This window comes from Streptomyces sp. NPDC000594, assembly GCF_040299965.1.
GTDB lineage: Bacteria > Actinomycetota > Actinomycetes > Streptomycetales > Streptomycetaceae > Streptomyces.
Genome location: NZ_JBEPCY010000008.1, coordinates 55,299 through 70,684, shown reverse-complemented (window position 1 = coordinate 70,684; position 15,386 = coordinate 55,299). Strand labels below are relative to the sequence as shown.

At 70.1% G+C, this 15,386-nt stretch carries 10 protein-coding genes and 1 tRNA gene; 3 read left to right on the top strand and 8 right to left on the bottom strand.

Going from position 1 to position 15,386, the window contains the following annotated elements; all coding sequences use genetic code 11:
* Positions 1 to 106: 106 nt before the first annotated feature.
* A complete protein-coding gene (gene pyk / locus ABT354_RS14420) occupies positions 107 to 1,540 on the top strand; it encodes a pyruvate kinase (RefSeq protein WP_351493287.1) in 1,434 nt (477 codons plus the stop codon).
* A 72-nt stretch (positions 1,541 to 1,612) separates the two neighbouring features.
* Here the strand turns inward: pyk and ABT354_RS14415 are convergent.
* A tRNA-Leu gene (locus tag ABT354_RS14415) sits at positions 1,613 to 1,685 on the bottom strand.
* 99 nt (positions 1,686 to 1,784) lie between these two features.
* On the opposite strand from ABT354_RS14415, the gene ABT354_RS14410 reads away from it, so the two are divergent.
* Entirely contained in the window at positions 1,785 to 2,438 is a 654-nt protein-coding gene (locus ABT354_RS14410; protein WP_351493285.1) for an ANTAR domain-containing response regulator, read from the top strand.
* 87 nt (positions 2,439 to 2,525) lie between these two features.
* Here ABT354_RS14410 and ABT354_RS14405 read toward each other — a convergent pair whose 3' ends face one another.
* The 7 genes from ABT354_RS14405 to ABT354_RS14375 form a co-directional block, all read right to left on the bottom strand.
* Positions 2,526 to 3,242 carry an ABC transporter ATP-binding protein gene (locus ABT354_RS14405; RefSeq protein WP_351493283.1) on the bottom strand — a complete coding sequence of 239 codons (717 nt, stop codon included), beginning with the start codon at positions 3,240 to 3,242 and terminating at the stop codon, positions 2,526 to 2,528.
* A complete protein-coding gene (locus ABT354_RS14400; protein ID WP_351493281.1) occupies positions 3,239 to 4,156 on the bottom strand; it encodes an ABC transporter ATP-binding protein in 918 nt (305 codons plus the stop codon). The genes ABT354_RS14405 and ABT354_RS14400 overlap by 4 nt, the downstream gene beginning before the upstream one ends.
* Before the next feature lie 5 nt (positions 4,157 to 4,161).
* Complete coding sequence (locus tag ABT354_RS14395; RefSeq protein WP_351493279.1) at positions 4,162 to 5,895, bottom strand: branched-chain amino acid ABC transporter permease; 1,734 nt, start codon at positions 5,893 to 5,895, stop codon at positions 4,162 to 4,164.
* Between the two features lie 5 nt (positions 5,896 to 5,900).
* Positions 5,901 to 6,833 carry a branched-chain amino acid ABC transporter permease gene (locus tag ABT354_RS14390; RefSeq protein ID WP_351493277.1) on the bottom strand — a complete coding sequence of 311 codons (933 nt, stop codon included), beginning with the start codon at positions 6,831 to 6,833 and terminating at the stop codon, positions 5,901 to 5,903.
* Positions 6,834 to 6,934: 101 nt separating this feature from the next.
* On the bottom strand, positions 6,935 to 8,167 hold the full coding sequence (locus tag ABT354_RS14385; protein ID WP_351493275.1) for a branched-chain amino acid ABC transporter substrate-binding protein: 1,233 nt from the start codon (positions 8,165 to 8,167) through the stop codon (positions 6,935 to 6,937).
* Between the two features lie 1,189 nt (positions 8,168 to 9,356).
* Positions 9,357 to 9,905, bottom strand: coding sequence for a PaaI family thioesterase (locus tag ABT354_RS14380; protein ID WP_351493273.1), 549 nt, complete (start codon positions 9,903 to 9,905; stop codon positions 9,357 to 9,359).
* Positions 9,906 to 10,065: 160 nt separating this feature from the next.
* Positions 10,066 to 12,414, bottom strand: coding sequence for an FdhF/YdeP family oxidoreductase (locus ABT354_RS14375; protein WP_351493271.1), 2,349 nt, complete (start codon positions 12,412 to 12,414; stop codon positions 10,066 to 10,068).
* A gap of 237 nt (positions 12,415 to 12,651) precedes the next feature.
* Between ABT354_RS14375 and polA the strand changes: the two genes are divergently transcribed.
* Positions 12,652 to 15,306: a DNA polymerase I gene (gene polA, locus ABT354_RS14370; RefSeq protein ID WP_351493671.1), complete on the top strand. Its 2,655-nt coding sequence runs from the start codon at positions 12,652 to 12,654 to the stop codon at positions 15,304 to 15,306.
* Positions 15,307 to 15,386 lie beyond the last annotated feature (80 nt).

Below are 15,386 nucleotides of genomic sequence, written 5' to 3'. Positions count from 1 at the left end.
GGGTCGCGCACAGTTCAACAGTTGTCAATGTCCTTGCGTGCCAAGGTTATTGAGGACTCACCGGAGGCCCACGTTCTACCCATCGGTAAGGCGTAGGGTCGGGCCCATGCGCCGAGCGAAAATCGTCTGTACCCTCGGGCCGGCCACCGATGCGTACGACCAGATCAAGGCATTGGTCGAGGCCGGAATGGATGTGGCCCGCTTCAATCTCAGCCATGGCTCGTACATCGACCACGAGGAGCGGTACCACCGCGTCCGCAAGGCGTCGGACGAGTCCGGCCGGAGCGTCGGAGTCCTCGCCGACCTTCAAGGCCCGAAGATCCGGCTGGGGCGGTTCCAGGAGGGGCCCGTACTCCTCGAACGCGGGGACACCTTTGTCATCACCGTCGAGGAGCACGCGGGCGACCGCACCGGCTGCGGCACCACCTATGCCGGTCTCGCCGCCGATGTCACGCCCGGTGAGCGCATACTGGTCGACGACGGCAAGGTCACCCTGGAGGTGACGGCCGTCGAGGGCCCCCGGGTGCGCACCACGGTGATCGAGGGCGGGATGGTCTCCGACCACAAGGGGCTCAATCTCCCCGGGGTCGCGGTCTCCGTCCCCGCGCTCTCCGAGAAGGACATCGCCGATCTGCGCTGGGCGCTGGAGATCGGTGTGGACGCGGTGGCGCTCTCCTTCGTCCGCAGCGGCCGGGACATCGAGGACGTCCACCGGGTGATGGACGAGGCGGGCCGACGGGTCCCGGTGATCGCCAAGATCGAGAAGCCGCAGGCGGTCGAGAACATCGAGGGCATCGTCGCCGCCTTCGACGGCATCATGGTCGCCCGCGGCGACCTCGGGGTCGAGCTGCCGCTGGAGCAGGTCCCCATCGTCCAGAAGCGGGCGATCAAGCTGGCCCGGCGGAACGCCAAGCCGGTCATCGTCGCCACCCAGATGCTGGACTCGATGATCGACAACTCCCGGCCCACCCGTGCCGAGGCCTCCGATGTCGCCAACGCCGTGCTCGACGGCACCGACGCGGTGATGCTGTCCGGTGAGACCAGTGTGGGCAAGTACCCGGTCGAGACGGTACGGACGATGAGCCGGATCGTCGCGGCGGCCGAGGAGGATGTGCTGGCCCAGGGGCTGCCCCCGCTGACCGAGCGGAACAAGCCGAGGACGCAGGGCGGGGCCGTGGCCCGGGCCGCGGCGGAGATCGGGGACTTCCTCGGGGCGGGGCTGCTGGTGGCCTTCACCCAGTCCGGGGACACGGTGAAGCGGCTCTCCCGCTACCGTTCGCCGATCCCGCTGCTGGCCTTCACCCCCGACCCGGCCACCCGCTCACAGCTCACCCTGACCTGGGGTGTCGAGACCTTCCTCGGGCCCCGGGTGGAATCCACCGACGCGATGGTCGCCCAGGTGGACGAGGAGCTGCTGAGGATCGGCCGCTGCCGTCGCGGTGATCTCGTGGTGATCACGGCGGGATCGCCGCCCGGAGTGGCCGGCTCCACCAATCTGGTCCGGGTGCACCGCATCGGGGAGAGCGAGAGCTTCCACTGACGGGGTCACGGAAAACGCGAGGAGGCCCCTACGTGAGGGGCCTCAATCGTGACCTTGGAAAGATAGGTAAAGTACCCCGGGTGGGATTCGAACCCACGCTGGATGGTGTTTGAGACCACTGCCTCTACCGCTGGGCTACCGGGGTGCCCTTGGAAACAAAGGGGTTGGGACACCCTTCGTGTCCCCACCTTACAGGAGCTGGGTAGGCTCATGGGGAGCACCCTGCCTTGGAATGAGGAGTCCCGTGACCGCCCCCGACTCGCCCCAGCCCGCCGCCGAAGGCGACGCATCGCACATTCCTCCACTGACGACCCGCGTGGTGATCGCGGAGGACGAGGCCCTGATCCGGCTCGATCTCAAAGAGATGCTGGAGGAAGAGGGCTATGCGGTCGTCGGGGAGGCCGGGGACGGCCAGCGCGCGGTCGACCTGGCCCGTGAGCACCGGCCCGACCTGGTCATCCTCGATGTGAAGATGCCGATCCTGGACGGTATCTCCGCCGCCGAACAGATCGCCGCCGAGTCCATCGCACCCGTCCTGATGCTCACCGCCTTCTCCCAGCGGGAGCTGGTCGAGCGCGCCCGGGACGCCGGAGCCATGGCCTACCTGGTCAAGCCGTTCAGCAAGAGCGATGTCGTCCCCGCCATCGAGATGGCCGTCTCCCGCTTCACCGAGCTGAAGGCGCTGGAGCAGGAGGTCGCCGACCTCTCCCAGCGGCTGGAGACCCGCAAGCTGGTCGACCGGGCCAAGAGCGTCCTCATGACGGAGTACGGGCTGACCGAGCCGGCCGCCTTCCGCTGGATCCAGAAGACCTCCATGGACCGCAGGCTCTCCATGCAGCAGGTCGCCGAGGCGGTCATCCAGGACTCCGAGGAGAAGAAGGCGGCGAAGGGGCAGTAACAGCCCTCCCCGCGCCGTGCCCCGGGCCCGCCTCCCCTACGGGATGCGGGCCCGGTCGCGTACCCCCGTACCACCGGAGGACGCTCCTCAGTCCTCGCCCAGATACGCCTTGCGGACCGACTCGTCCACCAGCAGATCCCGGCCCGTGCCCGAGAGCACGATGCTGCCGACCTCCATCACATGACCCCGGTCCGCCAGCGAGAGCGCGGCCTGCGCGTTCTGCTCCACCAGCAGAATGGTGGTCCCGTCCCGCTTCAGCTCGGTGATGGTCGACATGATCTTCTGCATCATGATCGGCGACAGCCCCATCGAGGGCTCGTCCAGCATCAGCAGCTTCGGCCGGGACATCAGCGCCCGCCCCATCGCCAGCATCTGCTGCTCACCGCCGGAGAGCGTGCCCGCCGCCTGCCTGCTGCGCTCCCCGAGGATGGGGAACAGCTCATAGGCACGCTGGATGTCCCGCTCGATCCCCGCCTTGTCGGTCCGGAGAAAGGCGCCCAGCTGGAGGTTCTCCGTGATGGTCAGCCGGGGGAAGATATGCCGCCCCTCCGGCGAGTGGGCCAGACCCAGCGCGACGATCCGGTGCGCCGGGACCGTACCCAGCGGCTGACCGTCGAAGACGATCCGCCCCGCCGTCGGCCGCAGCAGCCCGGAGAGGGTCCGCAGGGTCGTCGTCTTCCCCGCGCCATTGGTGCCGATGAGGGTCACCACCTGACCCGCCTCGACACTGAAGGAGATCCCCTTCACGGCCTCGATCTTGCCGTAGGAGACCCGCAGGTCCTCGACCTCAAGGAGTGCGGTCACTGGCCCTTCCCTTCCTCACCCGCGGTGCCGTCACCGGCGGACGCGGGGCCGAACGAACCGCTCGTACGGCCGCCGCTGTGGGCCTCGGCGGCCTCCACCTCGGCGACCTCCTCCGAGCCGGGCGCCCCCTCGAACGGCGTACCGAGATAGGCGGCGACCACCCGCTCGTCGCCCTGGACCACCTCGGCCGTGCCCTCCACCAGCTTCTCGCCCTGCACCAGACAGGCCACCCGGTCGCAGAGATTGAAGATAAAACGCATATCGTGCTCGATCACCAGGATCGCCACCCCCTGGTCCCGGATGGCGAAGATCAGCTCCTCGGCCGCCCGGGTCTCCTGCGGGTTCATGCCCGCCGTGGGCTCGTCCAGCAGCAGCAGCCCGGGATCACTGGCCAGCGCCCGCGCGATCTCCAGCTTGCGCTGCTCGCCATAGGGGAGATTGCGCGCGATGTGATCCGCCTTGGCGCTCAGACCCACGAACTCCAGCAGCTCCCTGGCCCGTTCATGGGAGGCGGCCTCCGCCTTCTTGAAGCCGGGCCCGCGCAGCAGCGCCGACCAGAGCCCCTCCTTGGTCCGGGTGTGCCGCCCGACCAGGACGTTCTCCAGCACCGTCATATTGGCGAAGAGCCGGATGTTCTGGAAGGTACGGGCGACCCCCGCCGTGGTGACGAGATGCGGCTTCGGCGGCAGCACCGTCCCCTTGAAGCGGACCTGCCCCTCGGTGGGGACATAGAGCCCGGTGAGGCAGTTGAAGAAGGTGGTCTTACCGGCGCCGTTGGGGCCGATGAGACCGACGATCTCGCCCGCCCCCACGGTGAGGTCCACCGAGCGGACGGCGGTCAGACCGCCGAACCGCATGGTGACCCCGGTGGCGTCCAGGACCGGCACGGCGGGGCTGTCGGTGGTGGTGGTCATGGGTGTCACGCCCCCGCCTTGGAGAGGCCGGCGCCCGACTCGCCCAGCGGCTTGTCCGGTACGTCGGTCTGATCGGACTCGTGGTACTCCAGCTGCGCCCGGCGGTTGGCGATCAGGCCCTCGGGGCGGAAGCGCATCAGCAGGATCAGCGCGATGCCGAAGCCGAGGAGCTGGTAGTCCTGGAGGAACTGGAGCTTGGCCGGGATCATGTAGAGCAGCGTGGCGCCCAGCAGCGGCCCGCTGACCGTGCCCATGCCGCCGAGGATCACGGCGGCCAGCAGGAAGGCGGAGTTGGGCGGCACCGGCCCGGCGAACTGGTACATCTCGGGTACCACGGTGTGCTGGACATGGGCCTGTACGGTGCCCGCGAGGCCGGCGAGGGTGGCGCCGAGCGCGAAGGCGATCAGCTTCACCCGGAAGCCGTTGATGCCCATGGCGGTCGCGGCGGTCTCGTCCTCGCGGATGGCCACCCAGGCACGCCCGATGCGGGAGTTCTCGGCCCGGGTGAAGACCACCACGACCAGCACCATCGCCAGCAGCATCAGCAGGTAGTAGTTGGCGTAGGAGCCCAGCTGGAATCCGAGGACGGTGTGCGACTCCCCGAAGTTGTAGCCGAAGAACTCCAGGTCGGGAATGTTGGGGATGCCATTGGGGCCATTGGTGATGTGCGGCCCCGAGACCCCGTCCAGGTTGCCCATCGCGATCCGGAAGATCTCGCCGAAGCCGAGGGTCACGATGGCGAGGTAGTCGCCGCGCAGCCGCAGGGTCGGGGCGCCGATGACCACGCCGAAGATCAGCGAGACGAGGGCCCCGGTGAGCACCGAGGCCCAGAACGGGAACTGGACGTCGAACGCGGAGGCGGTGGTGCCGGAGACCAGCGCCGCCGTGTACGCGCCCACCCCGAGGAAGGCCACATAGCCGAGGTCCAGCAGACCGGCGAGGCCGACGACGATATTGAGCCCCAGGGCCACGGTCGCGAAGATCAGGATGTTGACCGCGATCAGGGTGTACATATCGGTGTTCTGGGTGAACGGGAAGACCGCCGCGGCGACAAAGGCCGAGATCATCGTGACCTGGCGGTACCGGGCGGTGAGCGCGGAGAGCCGGGCGACCGCCCCCGACCTGATCAGACCGGCGGTGGCGAACCCGACCGTGACGAGATAGCCGCTGAACAGCTCGGCGCCCTCGGTGTCGATGCCATAGGTGATCACGGTGAGACCGAAGCCGAAGACGGCGACGATGATCAGGATCTCGGCCCAGGACGGCAGCTCCCGGGCGCGCTCCGCCCGGTGGGTGTCATCGGGGAGGAGGAAGGAGACCAGCGGGATGGCCGAGGCCACCGCGGCGACAAAGCCGCCGGGCTCCAGATTGACCAGCCCGCCGAGCTGGACGGCGATGGCGACGACCGTGAACCAGGTGACGGCGAACGCCCCGAGGGCGAACATCCGCAGCGCCCGGGTGCCCCCCGCAGGCACCAGCCAGCGCAGCCCCTTGACGCCGAGCACGGCCAGCGCGCCGACGACCACGAGGACGCCCGCGGCGAGGGTGAGGATCTGGAGGCCGCCCGGATAGCCGTAGACGGTGAGATCACCGGGGAACTCGGAGGTGAAGGTCCAGGCCAGGAAGGCGCTCGCGATGGTGGCGGCACCGCCCGCCACGGTGGTCCAGAGCACCGCCCGGGGCGGGTACGAGGAGGTGGGACCGGCCGGCGCGGTGGCCTTGGTGGTGTCAGTGGTCATGGTTCTCACGCCCGATCCGCGACGCGCTCACCGAGCAGACCCTGGGGCCTGACGAGCAGCACGAGGATGAGAAGGACAAAGGCCCAGACGTTGGACCAGGCACCGCCGCCGAGCTGGTGCATACCGGGGATCTCCTCGATGTACGCGATCGAGAGGGACTCGGCGAGCCCCAGGACGACCCCGCCGACCATCGCCCCGTAGATGTTGCCGATCCCGCCGAGGACCGCGGCGGTGAACGCCTTCAGCCCGAGGATGAAGCCCATCTCAAAGTTGATCTGGCCCTTGTCCAGGCCGTAGGCGACGGCCGCGACGGCGGCGAAGGCAGCGCCGATGGCGAAGGCCATCACAATGATCCGGTCGGTGTTGATGCCCATGAGCTTGGCGGTGTCCGGGTCCTGGGCGGTGGCCTGCATGGCCCGTCCGCTGCGGCTCTTGGAGACGAACAGACCGAGGACCAGCATGCAGAGCGGGGCCAGGACCAGCACGAACACATCGGCGCGCTGGAGCAGCAGATGGTCGGTGACCCGGAACGCCTCGCCACCGAACTCGGGGAAGCTCTTGTGCTTCTTGGCGTCGGGGTAGAAGCCCCAGACGATCTGCTGGAGGGCGATGGAGAGACCGATCGCCGTGATCAGGGGTGCGAGGCGGGGAGCACCGCGCAGGGGACGGTAGGCGAAGCGTTCGGCGGCGGTCGCGACGGCCACGGCCGCGACCGCTCCACCTATGATCATCAAGGGGATCGCGACCGGCAGCGACACACCGCTCGGGAGCCAGATGTAGATGGTGAGGGCGCCGAAGCCCCCGATCATGAAGATCTCGCCATGGGCGAAGTTGATGAGCTGCACGATGCCGTAGACCATGGTGTACCCGATGGCGATAAGACCGTAGAGGGCACCCAGGGCAAGGCCGTTCGCCAGCTGTTGCGGCAGTTCGTTCACCGCAGAGCCTCCGATGAGCGTGTCGGATATGACTCCGCGCGAGGGCGCTGTGTGCGCCCTCGCGCGGCTGGTTCAGGGGAAACGGGGCGGAACGGCCCGGGTCAGTCCTTGAAGGTGGAGCTCTTCAGGTCCGTCCACTTGCCGTCCTTGACGGTGTAGACGGTGAGCTGCTTGTTGGTGGTGTCGCCGTACTCGTCGAAGGCGACCTGGCCGGTGACACCGGAGAAGGAGACGCTGGAGAGGGCCTCGGTCACCTTGGCGCGGGCGTCGCCGGGGATCTTGCCGTCATTGGCGGCGGCGACCGTCTTCACGGCCTGCACGATGGCCCACGCCGCGTCGTAGGCGTAGCCGCCGTAGGCGCCGTACGGGTCCTTGTAGTCGCCGGCCTCGAAGTTGGCCACGAACTCCTTGGCGGTCGCCAGCTTCTCGATCGGGTGGCCGACACCGGTGGCGATGTCACCGTCGTTGGACTCACCGGAGGCGCTGATGAACGCCGGGTCGTAGAGGGCGTCACCGCCCATGGTGAGGATCTTCGCCCCGGCCTTCTTGATCTGGTCGGAGAGCAGACCGCCCTCGGGGTACTGGCCGCCGAAGTAGGCCGCGTCCGCACCGGACGACTTGATCTTGTCGGCGGTGCTGGAGAAGTCCGTCTCCTTCACCGTGACATGGTCGGTGCCGACGACCTTGCCGCCGAGGCGCTTGAACTCCTGGCTGAAGATGGCCGCGAGGCCGGCGCCGTAGGTCTGCTTGTCGTCGACGATGTAGACCTTGCGCTTCTTGGCGTCCTGGTAGAGGTACTGGGCGGCGTACTTGCCCTGGATCACATCGGTGGTCGTGGTGCGGAAGTACGTCGCGAAGGGCCGCTTCTTGGTGCCCTTGGCCCAGTCGTCGCCCTGGGAGAGGGCCGGGTTGGTGTTGGCGGGGGAGATCTGGGCCAGGTTCGCCTTGGCGAAGTCGCCCTGCATCGACTGGGCGACACCGGAGTTCAGCGGGCCGACGACGCCGAGGACGTTCTTGTCCGCCACCAGCTTCTGGGCATTGGCCTGCCCGGACGCGGGGATGGCCTGGTCGTCCAGGGCCGTCATCTTGAACTCGATGCCGGGGACCTCGTTGTTCTTGTTCGCCGTCTTCACGGCGAGGTCCACGGAGTTCTGGATGCCCTGGCCGAGCGCCGACAGCGAGCCCGTCAGGGGGGCGTCGACGCCGATGACCACGGTGGTCTTTCCGCCCTTGTCACTATCGGACCCGCCGTCGTCGCGCGATCCACAGGCGGTGAGAGACAGGGCCCCCGTGGTGACCACGGCGGTGAGTATGAGCAAGGAACGGTTGCGCACGATGAGTCCTTTCCCTGGCGCGGCCCCTCTCCTGAGGTGCCGTGAGGTCGCCGGGCCGTACATGGAGGTACACGGGCCGTGCTGACTGCGCCCGGCGGCGCGGTAACTGGCGGTGACTCTAAGCGCATGCCAGGGGGAGGGTCACTACGGTCGTCAGGATGTGACGTTCTTGTTATGACCTGGCCAAGAGTTGATGGTGGGAGTGGGGCAGATCGGGCGATTGGGGTCATGAAACATCTGTTCAAAAGTCCGTAACGGCCAGTACTGCTAAGGGCCTTGAGGGGGTGATGGTGCTGACAGGGGTGCGGGTGCCCCTGGGGTCCGGTTGTCGCCCCGGAGGGCGGCGCGCGGCGTACGGATGCCGGACTCCCCCCTCCGGACGGTGATTACGGAGGGTCATATTTTTCGATGGGGGAGGGGTGTGTCCTGGTACTGCCCCCCAGGGTGCCGAGGGGTATCGCGGCGTGGTGGCGGGGCCCGGCGTGTCGTTACGGGCCGCGCGCCGCACCCGTCCGCCGGGGGTGCCCGCGCGCCCGGGGGCGCCCGGTGTCCGGAACTCGTCCCTCCGGCGGTCGGGGGAAGGCCCGGCGGGGGCCGGAGAGGGTCGGGGAGGGTGCGGTGGAGGCCGTGCGCCGGGCCGGGGGTGATGGGTCCGGGACGGGGTGCGTCACTCCCGTGACACCCGATCTTCAGTGGGGCATACGGGAATTGATGTCCCGTCAGGCATCCGGGAGGGCTCCGGGCGGCCCTGCCGTGCGGTCGGCGCCGGACGGGACACGCCCGGGGCGCCCCCGTCGGCCGGTGGGGGCGCGGAGGGCCGGAGGTGCGGGGTCCCGGTGCCGGGGAGGCGCTCCAGGGGTGCTCCCGAGGGGCGGGCGGGGCCTCGGACCCTTGCGTTCCGCACGGCCCCCGCGCCGCTTCCGCGCCGTCGGGCCCGCTCCCGCGCCGAGTACGGCGCGCCGGGCGCCGGAGGGTCGGACGGGTGGCCGGCCGCCGACGGTCCGGCCGCCGGGGACACACAGATGATCCGGGCGGTCGCTGTGCGTAGGGGCGGTGCGGGCCGCCGACGGTGCCGTGGCGCCCCGGCTGGGGCCTTGCGGGGTGCGGTGTTACGGGGTGGGGCGCCAGGGGGCCGGTCCCGTGCGGGTGGCCCCGGGTGGCCCCGGGTGGCCCCGGGAGGGTCGACGCCTCAGGCCGTACTGTCGGTCCCCGCCCCGGTCGTCTGGCCCCCGGCCGTCCGGTCTTCGCCGGCCGTCCGGCCCTCGGTCGTCCGATCCCCGGTCGCCGGAGCGTCCCGCAGCAGGCAGGTGATCCGTGCGCTGCACACCCGCCGCTGCCGCTCGTCGCTGATGACGATCTCGTAGGTCGCGGTCGACCGCCCCCGGTGGACCGGGGTCGCGACCCCGGTCACCAGCCCCGACCGCACCCCCCGGTGATGGGTGCAGTTGAGGTCGACCCCGACCGCGATCTTCGAGACACCGCCGTGGAGCATCGCGCCGATGGAACCCAGGGTCTCCGCGAGGACCGCCGACGCGCCCCCGTGCAGCAGCCCGTACGGCTGGGTGTTCCCCTCCACCGGCATGGTGCCGACGACCCGCTCCGCCGACGCCTCCACCACCTGGATCCCGATCCGGCTGCCGAGATGCCCGGCGGAGAACAGCGCGGTGAGATCCACCCCGAGCGCCGCGTACTCCTCCAGGACCTCGTGCGGGAACTTCACGGAAGGCTGCTCGCCCATGGGCCGACTCCGATCTCGGTGCGGTCGCGTGCTCTGGCCACCGTTCCTATCACCTTGGCTGAGCGAACGCTTAGGCGAGGGCGGGGATTCCCCCGGAGGAAAGATCACACCCCGGCGGGGTGCGGCACCCCGCCCCCCTGGGTACGGCGCGCACCCCCGGCTAGGGGGCGGGCGACGCCCCGGAAGCGCCCGCCTCCGAAGCACCCGTCCCGGAAGCGCCCGTCCCGGAAGTGCTCGTCCCGGGTGTCTCGAACCGCACCACCACCGACTTGCTCACCGGGGTGTTGCTGGTGTCCGCCGTGGAGTCCAGCGGCACCAGCACATTGGTCTCCGGGTAGTACGCGGCGGCACAGCCCCGCGCGGTCGGATAGTGCACCACCCGGAAACCGGGGGCCCGCCGCTCCACCCCGTCCCGCCACTCGCTCACCAGATCGGTGTACGCGCCGTCCGCCAGCCCCAGCTCCCGGGCGTCCTCCGGGTGCACCAGCACCACCCGCCGTCCGTTCCTGATGCCCCGGTAGCGGTCGTCCAGGCCGTAGATCGTGGTGTTGTACTGGTCGTGCGAGCGCAGCGTCTGGAGCAGCAGCCGCCCCTCGGGCACCTCGGGCCACTCCACCTGCGCCGCCGTGAAGTTGGCCCTGCCCGTCGCGGTCGGGAATCTGCGCTCGTCGCGCGGCGCGTGCGGCAGGGTGAACCCGCCGGGCCGGGCGATCTTCTCGTTGAAGTCCTCGAAGCCGGGGACCACCCGGGCGATCCGGTCGCGGATCGTCCCGTAGTCCGCCTCGAACTCCTCCCAGGGCGTCCTCGAACCCGCCCCGAGCACCGCCCGCGCCAGCCGGGCCACGATCGCCGGCTCGGAGAGCAGCTGGGGACCGGCCGGGGGCAGATTGCCACGCGAGGCGTGCACCATCCCCATGGAGTCCTCGACGGTCACCACCTGGCGCCCCGAACGCTGCACATCCTTGTCGGTACGGCCCAGGGTGGGCAGGATCAGCGCCCGCTCACCGGTCACCACATGGGAGCGGTTCAGCTTGGTGGAGACCTGGACCGTCAGCCGGGCGCGGCGGATCGCCGCCTCCGTCACCGCCGTGTCCGGGGTCGCCGCCACGAAGTTCCCGCCCATCGCGAAGAACACCTTCGCCCCGCCGTCCCGCAGCGCCCGGATGGAGCGGACCACATCGAGCCCGTGGTGGCGCGGCGGCGCGAAGCCGAACTCCTTCTCCAGGGCGTCCAGAAAGGCCGGAGCGGGGCGCTCGAAGATCCCCATGGTCCGGTCGCCCTGCACATTGGAGTGGCCGCGCACCGGGCAGACCCCCGCCCCCGGGCGCCCGACGGCGCCCCGCAGCAGCAGCAGATTGACCAGCTCGCGGATGGTGGCGACGGCGTGCTTGTGCTGGGTCAGCCCCATCGCCCAGCAGATCACGGTCCGCCGCGACTCCAGGATCATCGCCAGGGCCCGCTCCACCCCCGCGCGGTCCAGGCCCGTCGCCGTCAGGGTCGTGTCCCACTCCGCCTTCAGGGCGGCCTCGCGGAACTCCTCGTACCCATGGGTGTACGTCCGGACGAACTCCTCGTCCACCGCCCCGTCGGCCTCGATGACCAGGCGGTTCAGCAGCCGGAACAGGGCCTGGTCGCCACCGATCCGGATCTGGAGGAAGAGATCGTTGAGCGCGGTGCCCCGGAGCATCCCGCGCGGGGTCTGCGGATTCCTGAACCGCTCCATGCCCGCCTCGGGCAGCGGGTTCACCGAGATGATCCGCGCCCCCGACGACTTCGCCCGCTCCAGCGCCGAGAGCATCCGGGGATGGTTGGTGCCGGGATTCTGCCCCGCCACGATGATCAGATCCGCCTGGTGCAGATCCTCCAGCGACACACTGCCCTTGCCGACCCCCAGCGTCTCCGTGAGGGCCGACCCCGACGACTCATGGCACATGTTCGAACAGTCGGGGAGATTGTTGGTGCCGAACTCACGGGCGAACAGCTGAAGCAGGAACGCGGCCTCGTTGCTGGTGCGGCCGGAGGTGTAGAAGAGGGCCTCATCGGGGGAGGAGAGCGCGTTCAGCTCCTCGGCGACGATCGCGAAGGCGCGCTCCCAGGTGATCGGCACATAGTGGTCCGCACCCCGCTCCCGGTACATCGGATGGGTGATCCGGCCCTGCTGGCCCAGCCAGTAGCCGCTGCGGCCGTCCAGCTCCGACAGCGGATGCCCGGCGAAGAACTCCGGCGTCACCCGCCGCAGCGTCGCCTCCTCCGCCACCGCCTTGGCGCCGTTCTCGCAGAACTCGGCCACATGGCGCTTCTCACCCTCGGGCCAGGCGCACCCGGGACAGTCGAACCCGTCCTTCTGGTTCACCTTCAGCAGGGTGGCGGCGGTGCGCCGCGCCCCCATCTGGCGGTGGGCGGCCCTCAGGGTGTGCCCGATCGCGGGCAGCCCGGCCGCCGCGTGCGCGGGCGCGGTGACCTCCGGCGCGTCCTGCACCGGATCGTCCGCGGGCGGTCCACTGGCCATCGTGCTCCCCCTTCGGTGTGGCGTCCTCGGTACGCGGTCCTCGGTACGCGGTCCTCGGTTACGGAGCGGTGGACCGGGACACCACCACCCACCCACCGATCCTGTCACGCGCCACCGACAACGGCGCCCCTCCGGGCGGTGTGGACGGCGATGTCAGTGGTCCGTGGCAGGATCGTGTCCGTGGATCGGACAGCATCGAAGAAGACCCCAGAAGACCCCCGTCCCCGCCTGCTCCTCATGGACGGGCACTCCTTGGCGTACCGGGCGTTCTTCGCGCTGCCCGCGGAGAACTTCACGACCGCGAGCGGCCAGACGACCAACGCCATCTACGGCTTCGCGTCGATGCTGGCGAACACCCTGCGTGACGAGGCGCCCACCCACTTCGCCGTGGCGTTCGACGTCTCCCGCAAGACCTGGCGGTCGAACGACTTCCCCGAGTACAAGGCGAACCGCTCGGCCACCCCCGACGCCTTCAAGGGCCAGGTCGAGCTGATCGGCGAGCTCCTCGACACCATGAACGCGGCACGGTTCGCGGTCGACGGATTCGAGGCCGACGACATCATCGCCACCCTCGCCACCCAGGCCGAGGCCGAGGGCTTCGACGTCCTGATCGTCACCGGCGACCGGGACTCCTTCCAGCTCGTCAGCGAGCACACCACGGTGCTCTACCCCACCAAGGGCGTCTCCGAGCTGACCCGCTTCACCCCGGAGAAGGTCCAGGAGAAGTACAGCCTCACCCCCGCCCAGTACCCCGACTTCGCCGCCCTGCGCGGCGACCCGTCCGACAACCTCCCCGGCATCCCCGGCGTCGGCGAGAAGACCGCCACCAAGTGGATCAACCAGTTCGGCTCCTTCGCCGAGCTGGTCGAGCGCGCCGACGAGGTCAAGGGCAAGGTCGGCCAGTCCCTCCGCGACCACCTCGAAGCGGTCAAGCTCAACCGCCACCTCACCGAGCTGGTCCGCGACGTCGAGCTGCCGAGGACCGTCGCCGGCCTGGAGCGCGCCCCGTACGACCGCACCGCCCTGCGGAACTTCCTGGAGATCCTGGAGATCCGCAACCCCAGCCTGCGCGACCGGCTGCTCGCCGTCGACCCGGGCGCCGAGGAGGACCAGGCCCCCGTACCCGACGCCGGGGTCGAGCTGGACGGCGCTGTCCTCGCCACCGGAGAGCTGGCCCCCTGGCTGGAGCGCCACGGCGGACAGCCGCTCGGTGTCGCCACCGTCACCAGCCGGGCCCTCGGCACCGGCGAGGTGAGCGAGATCGCCCTCGCCGCCGCCGACGGCAACGCCGCCTGGTTCGACACCACCCGGCTCGACGAGAGCGACGAGCACGCCTTCGCCGCCTGGATCCAGGACCCCGCCCGGCCCAAGGTGATGCACAACGCCAAGGACGCCCTGCGGGTCTTCCCCGAGCGCGGCTGGCAGATCGACGGCATCACCATGGACACCGCCCTCGCCGCCTATCTCGTCACCCCCGGCCGCCGCTCCTTCGCCCTCGACGCCCTCTCCGTCGAATACCTCCACCGCGAGCTGGCCCCCGCCACCGCCGACGGGCAGCTCGCCTTCGGCACCGACGAGCACGCCGAGGCCGAGGCCCTGATGGCCCAGGCCCGTGCCGTGCTCGACCTCGGCGACGCCTTCACCGACAGGCTCCAGGAGGTCGGCGCCACCGAACTGCTCCACGACATGGAGCTGCCCACCTCCATCCTCCTGGCCCGGATGGAGCGCCATGGCATCGCCGCCGACCGCGACCATCTGGAGTCCATGGAGCAGCTCTTCGCGGGGGCGGTGCAGCAGGCGGTCAAGGAGGCCCACGCCGCCGTCGGCCATGAGTTCAACCTGGGCTCGCCCAAGCAGCTCCAGGAGGTCTTCTTCGGCGAGCTGAACCTCCCCAAGACCAAGAAGACCAAGACCGGATACACCACCGACGCGGACGCGCTCGCCTGGCTCGCCACCCAGACCGAGCACGAGCTGCCGGTCATCATGCTCCGCCACCGCGAGCAGGCCCGGCTCCGCTCCACCGTCGAAGGCCTGATCAAGACCGTCGCGGGCGACGGACGCATCCACACCACCTTCAGCCAGACGGTGGCGGCCACCGGCCGGCTCTCGTCCACCGACCCCAACCTCCAGAACGTCCCGGTCCGCACCGACGAGGGCCGGGCCATCCGCCGGGGCTTCGTCGTCGGCGACGGCTTCGAGTCGCTGATGACCGCCGACTACAGCCAGATCGAGCTGCGGGTCATGGCCCACCTCTCCCAGGACGAAGGGCTCATCCGCGCCTTCGCCTCAGGCGAGGACCTGCACAACACCGTCGCCTCCCAGGTGTTCGGCGTTGCGACCTCCGACGTCGACGCCGAGATGCGGCGCAAGATCAAGGCGATGTCCTACGGCCTCGCGTACGGGCTCTCCGCCTTCGGCCTCTCCCAGCAGCTCAATATCGAGGCGGGCGAGGCACGGGCGCTGATGGACACCTACTTCGAGCGGTTCGGCGGCGTCCGGGACTATCTCCGCGATGTCGTGGACGAGGCCCGAGCCACCGGCTACACCGCCACCATGCTGGGCCGCCGCCGCTATCTGCCCGACCTCAACAGCGACAACCGCCAGCGCCGCGAGGCCGCCGAGCGGATGGCGCTCAACGCCCCCATCCAGGGCACCGCCGCCGATATCGTCAAGATTGCGATGCTGCGGGTGGACCGGGCCCTGCGCGAGGCCGGACTCTCCTCCCGGATGCTGCTCCAGGTCCACGACGAAATCGTGCTGGAGATCTCCCCGGGCGAGCGCGAGGCGGTCGAGGCCGTCGTGCGCCGGGAGATGTCCGCCGCCGCCGAGCTGAGCGCCCCGCTGGATGTCTCGGTCGGCGTGGGCCGGGACTGGGAGTCCGCCGCGCACTGAGCCCCTTCCCGGGCCGGGTGGCGACCGCGCCACCCGGCCCCGCGGAACGGCTCCTTCGGGCGGCAGCCGCCGGCCGGGGC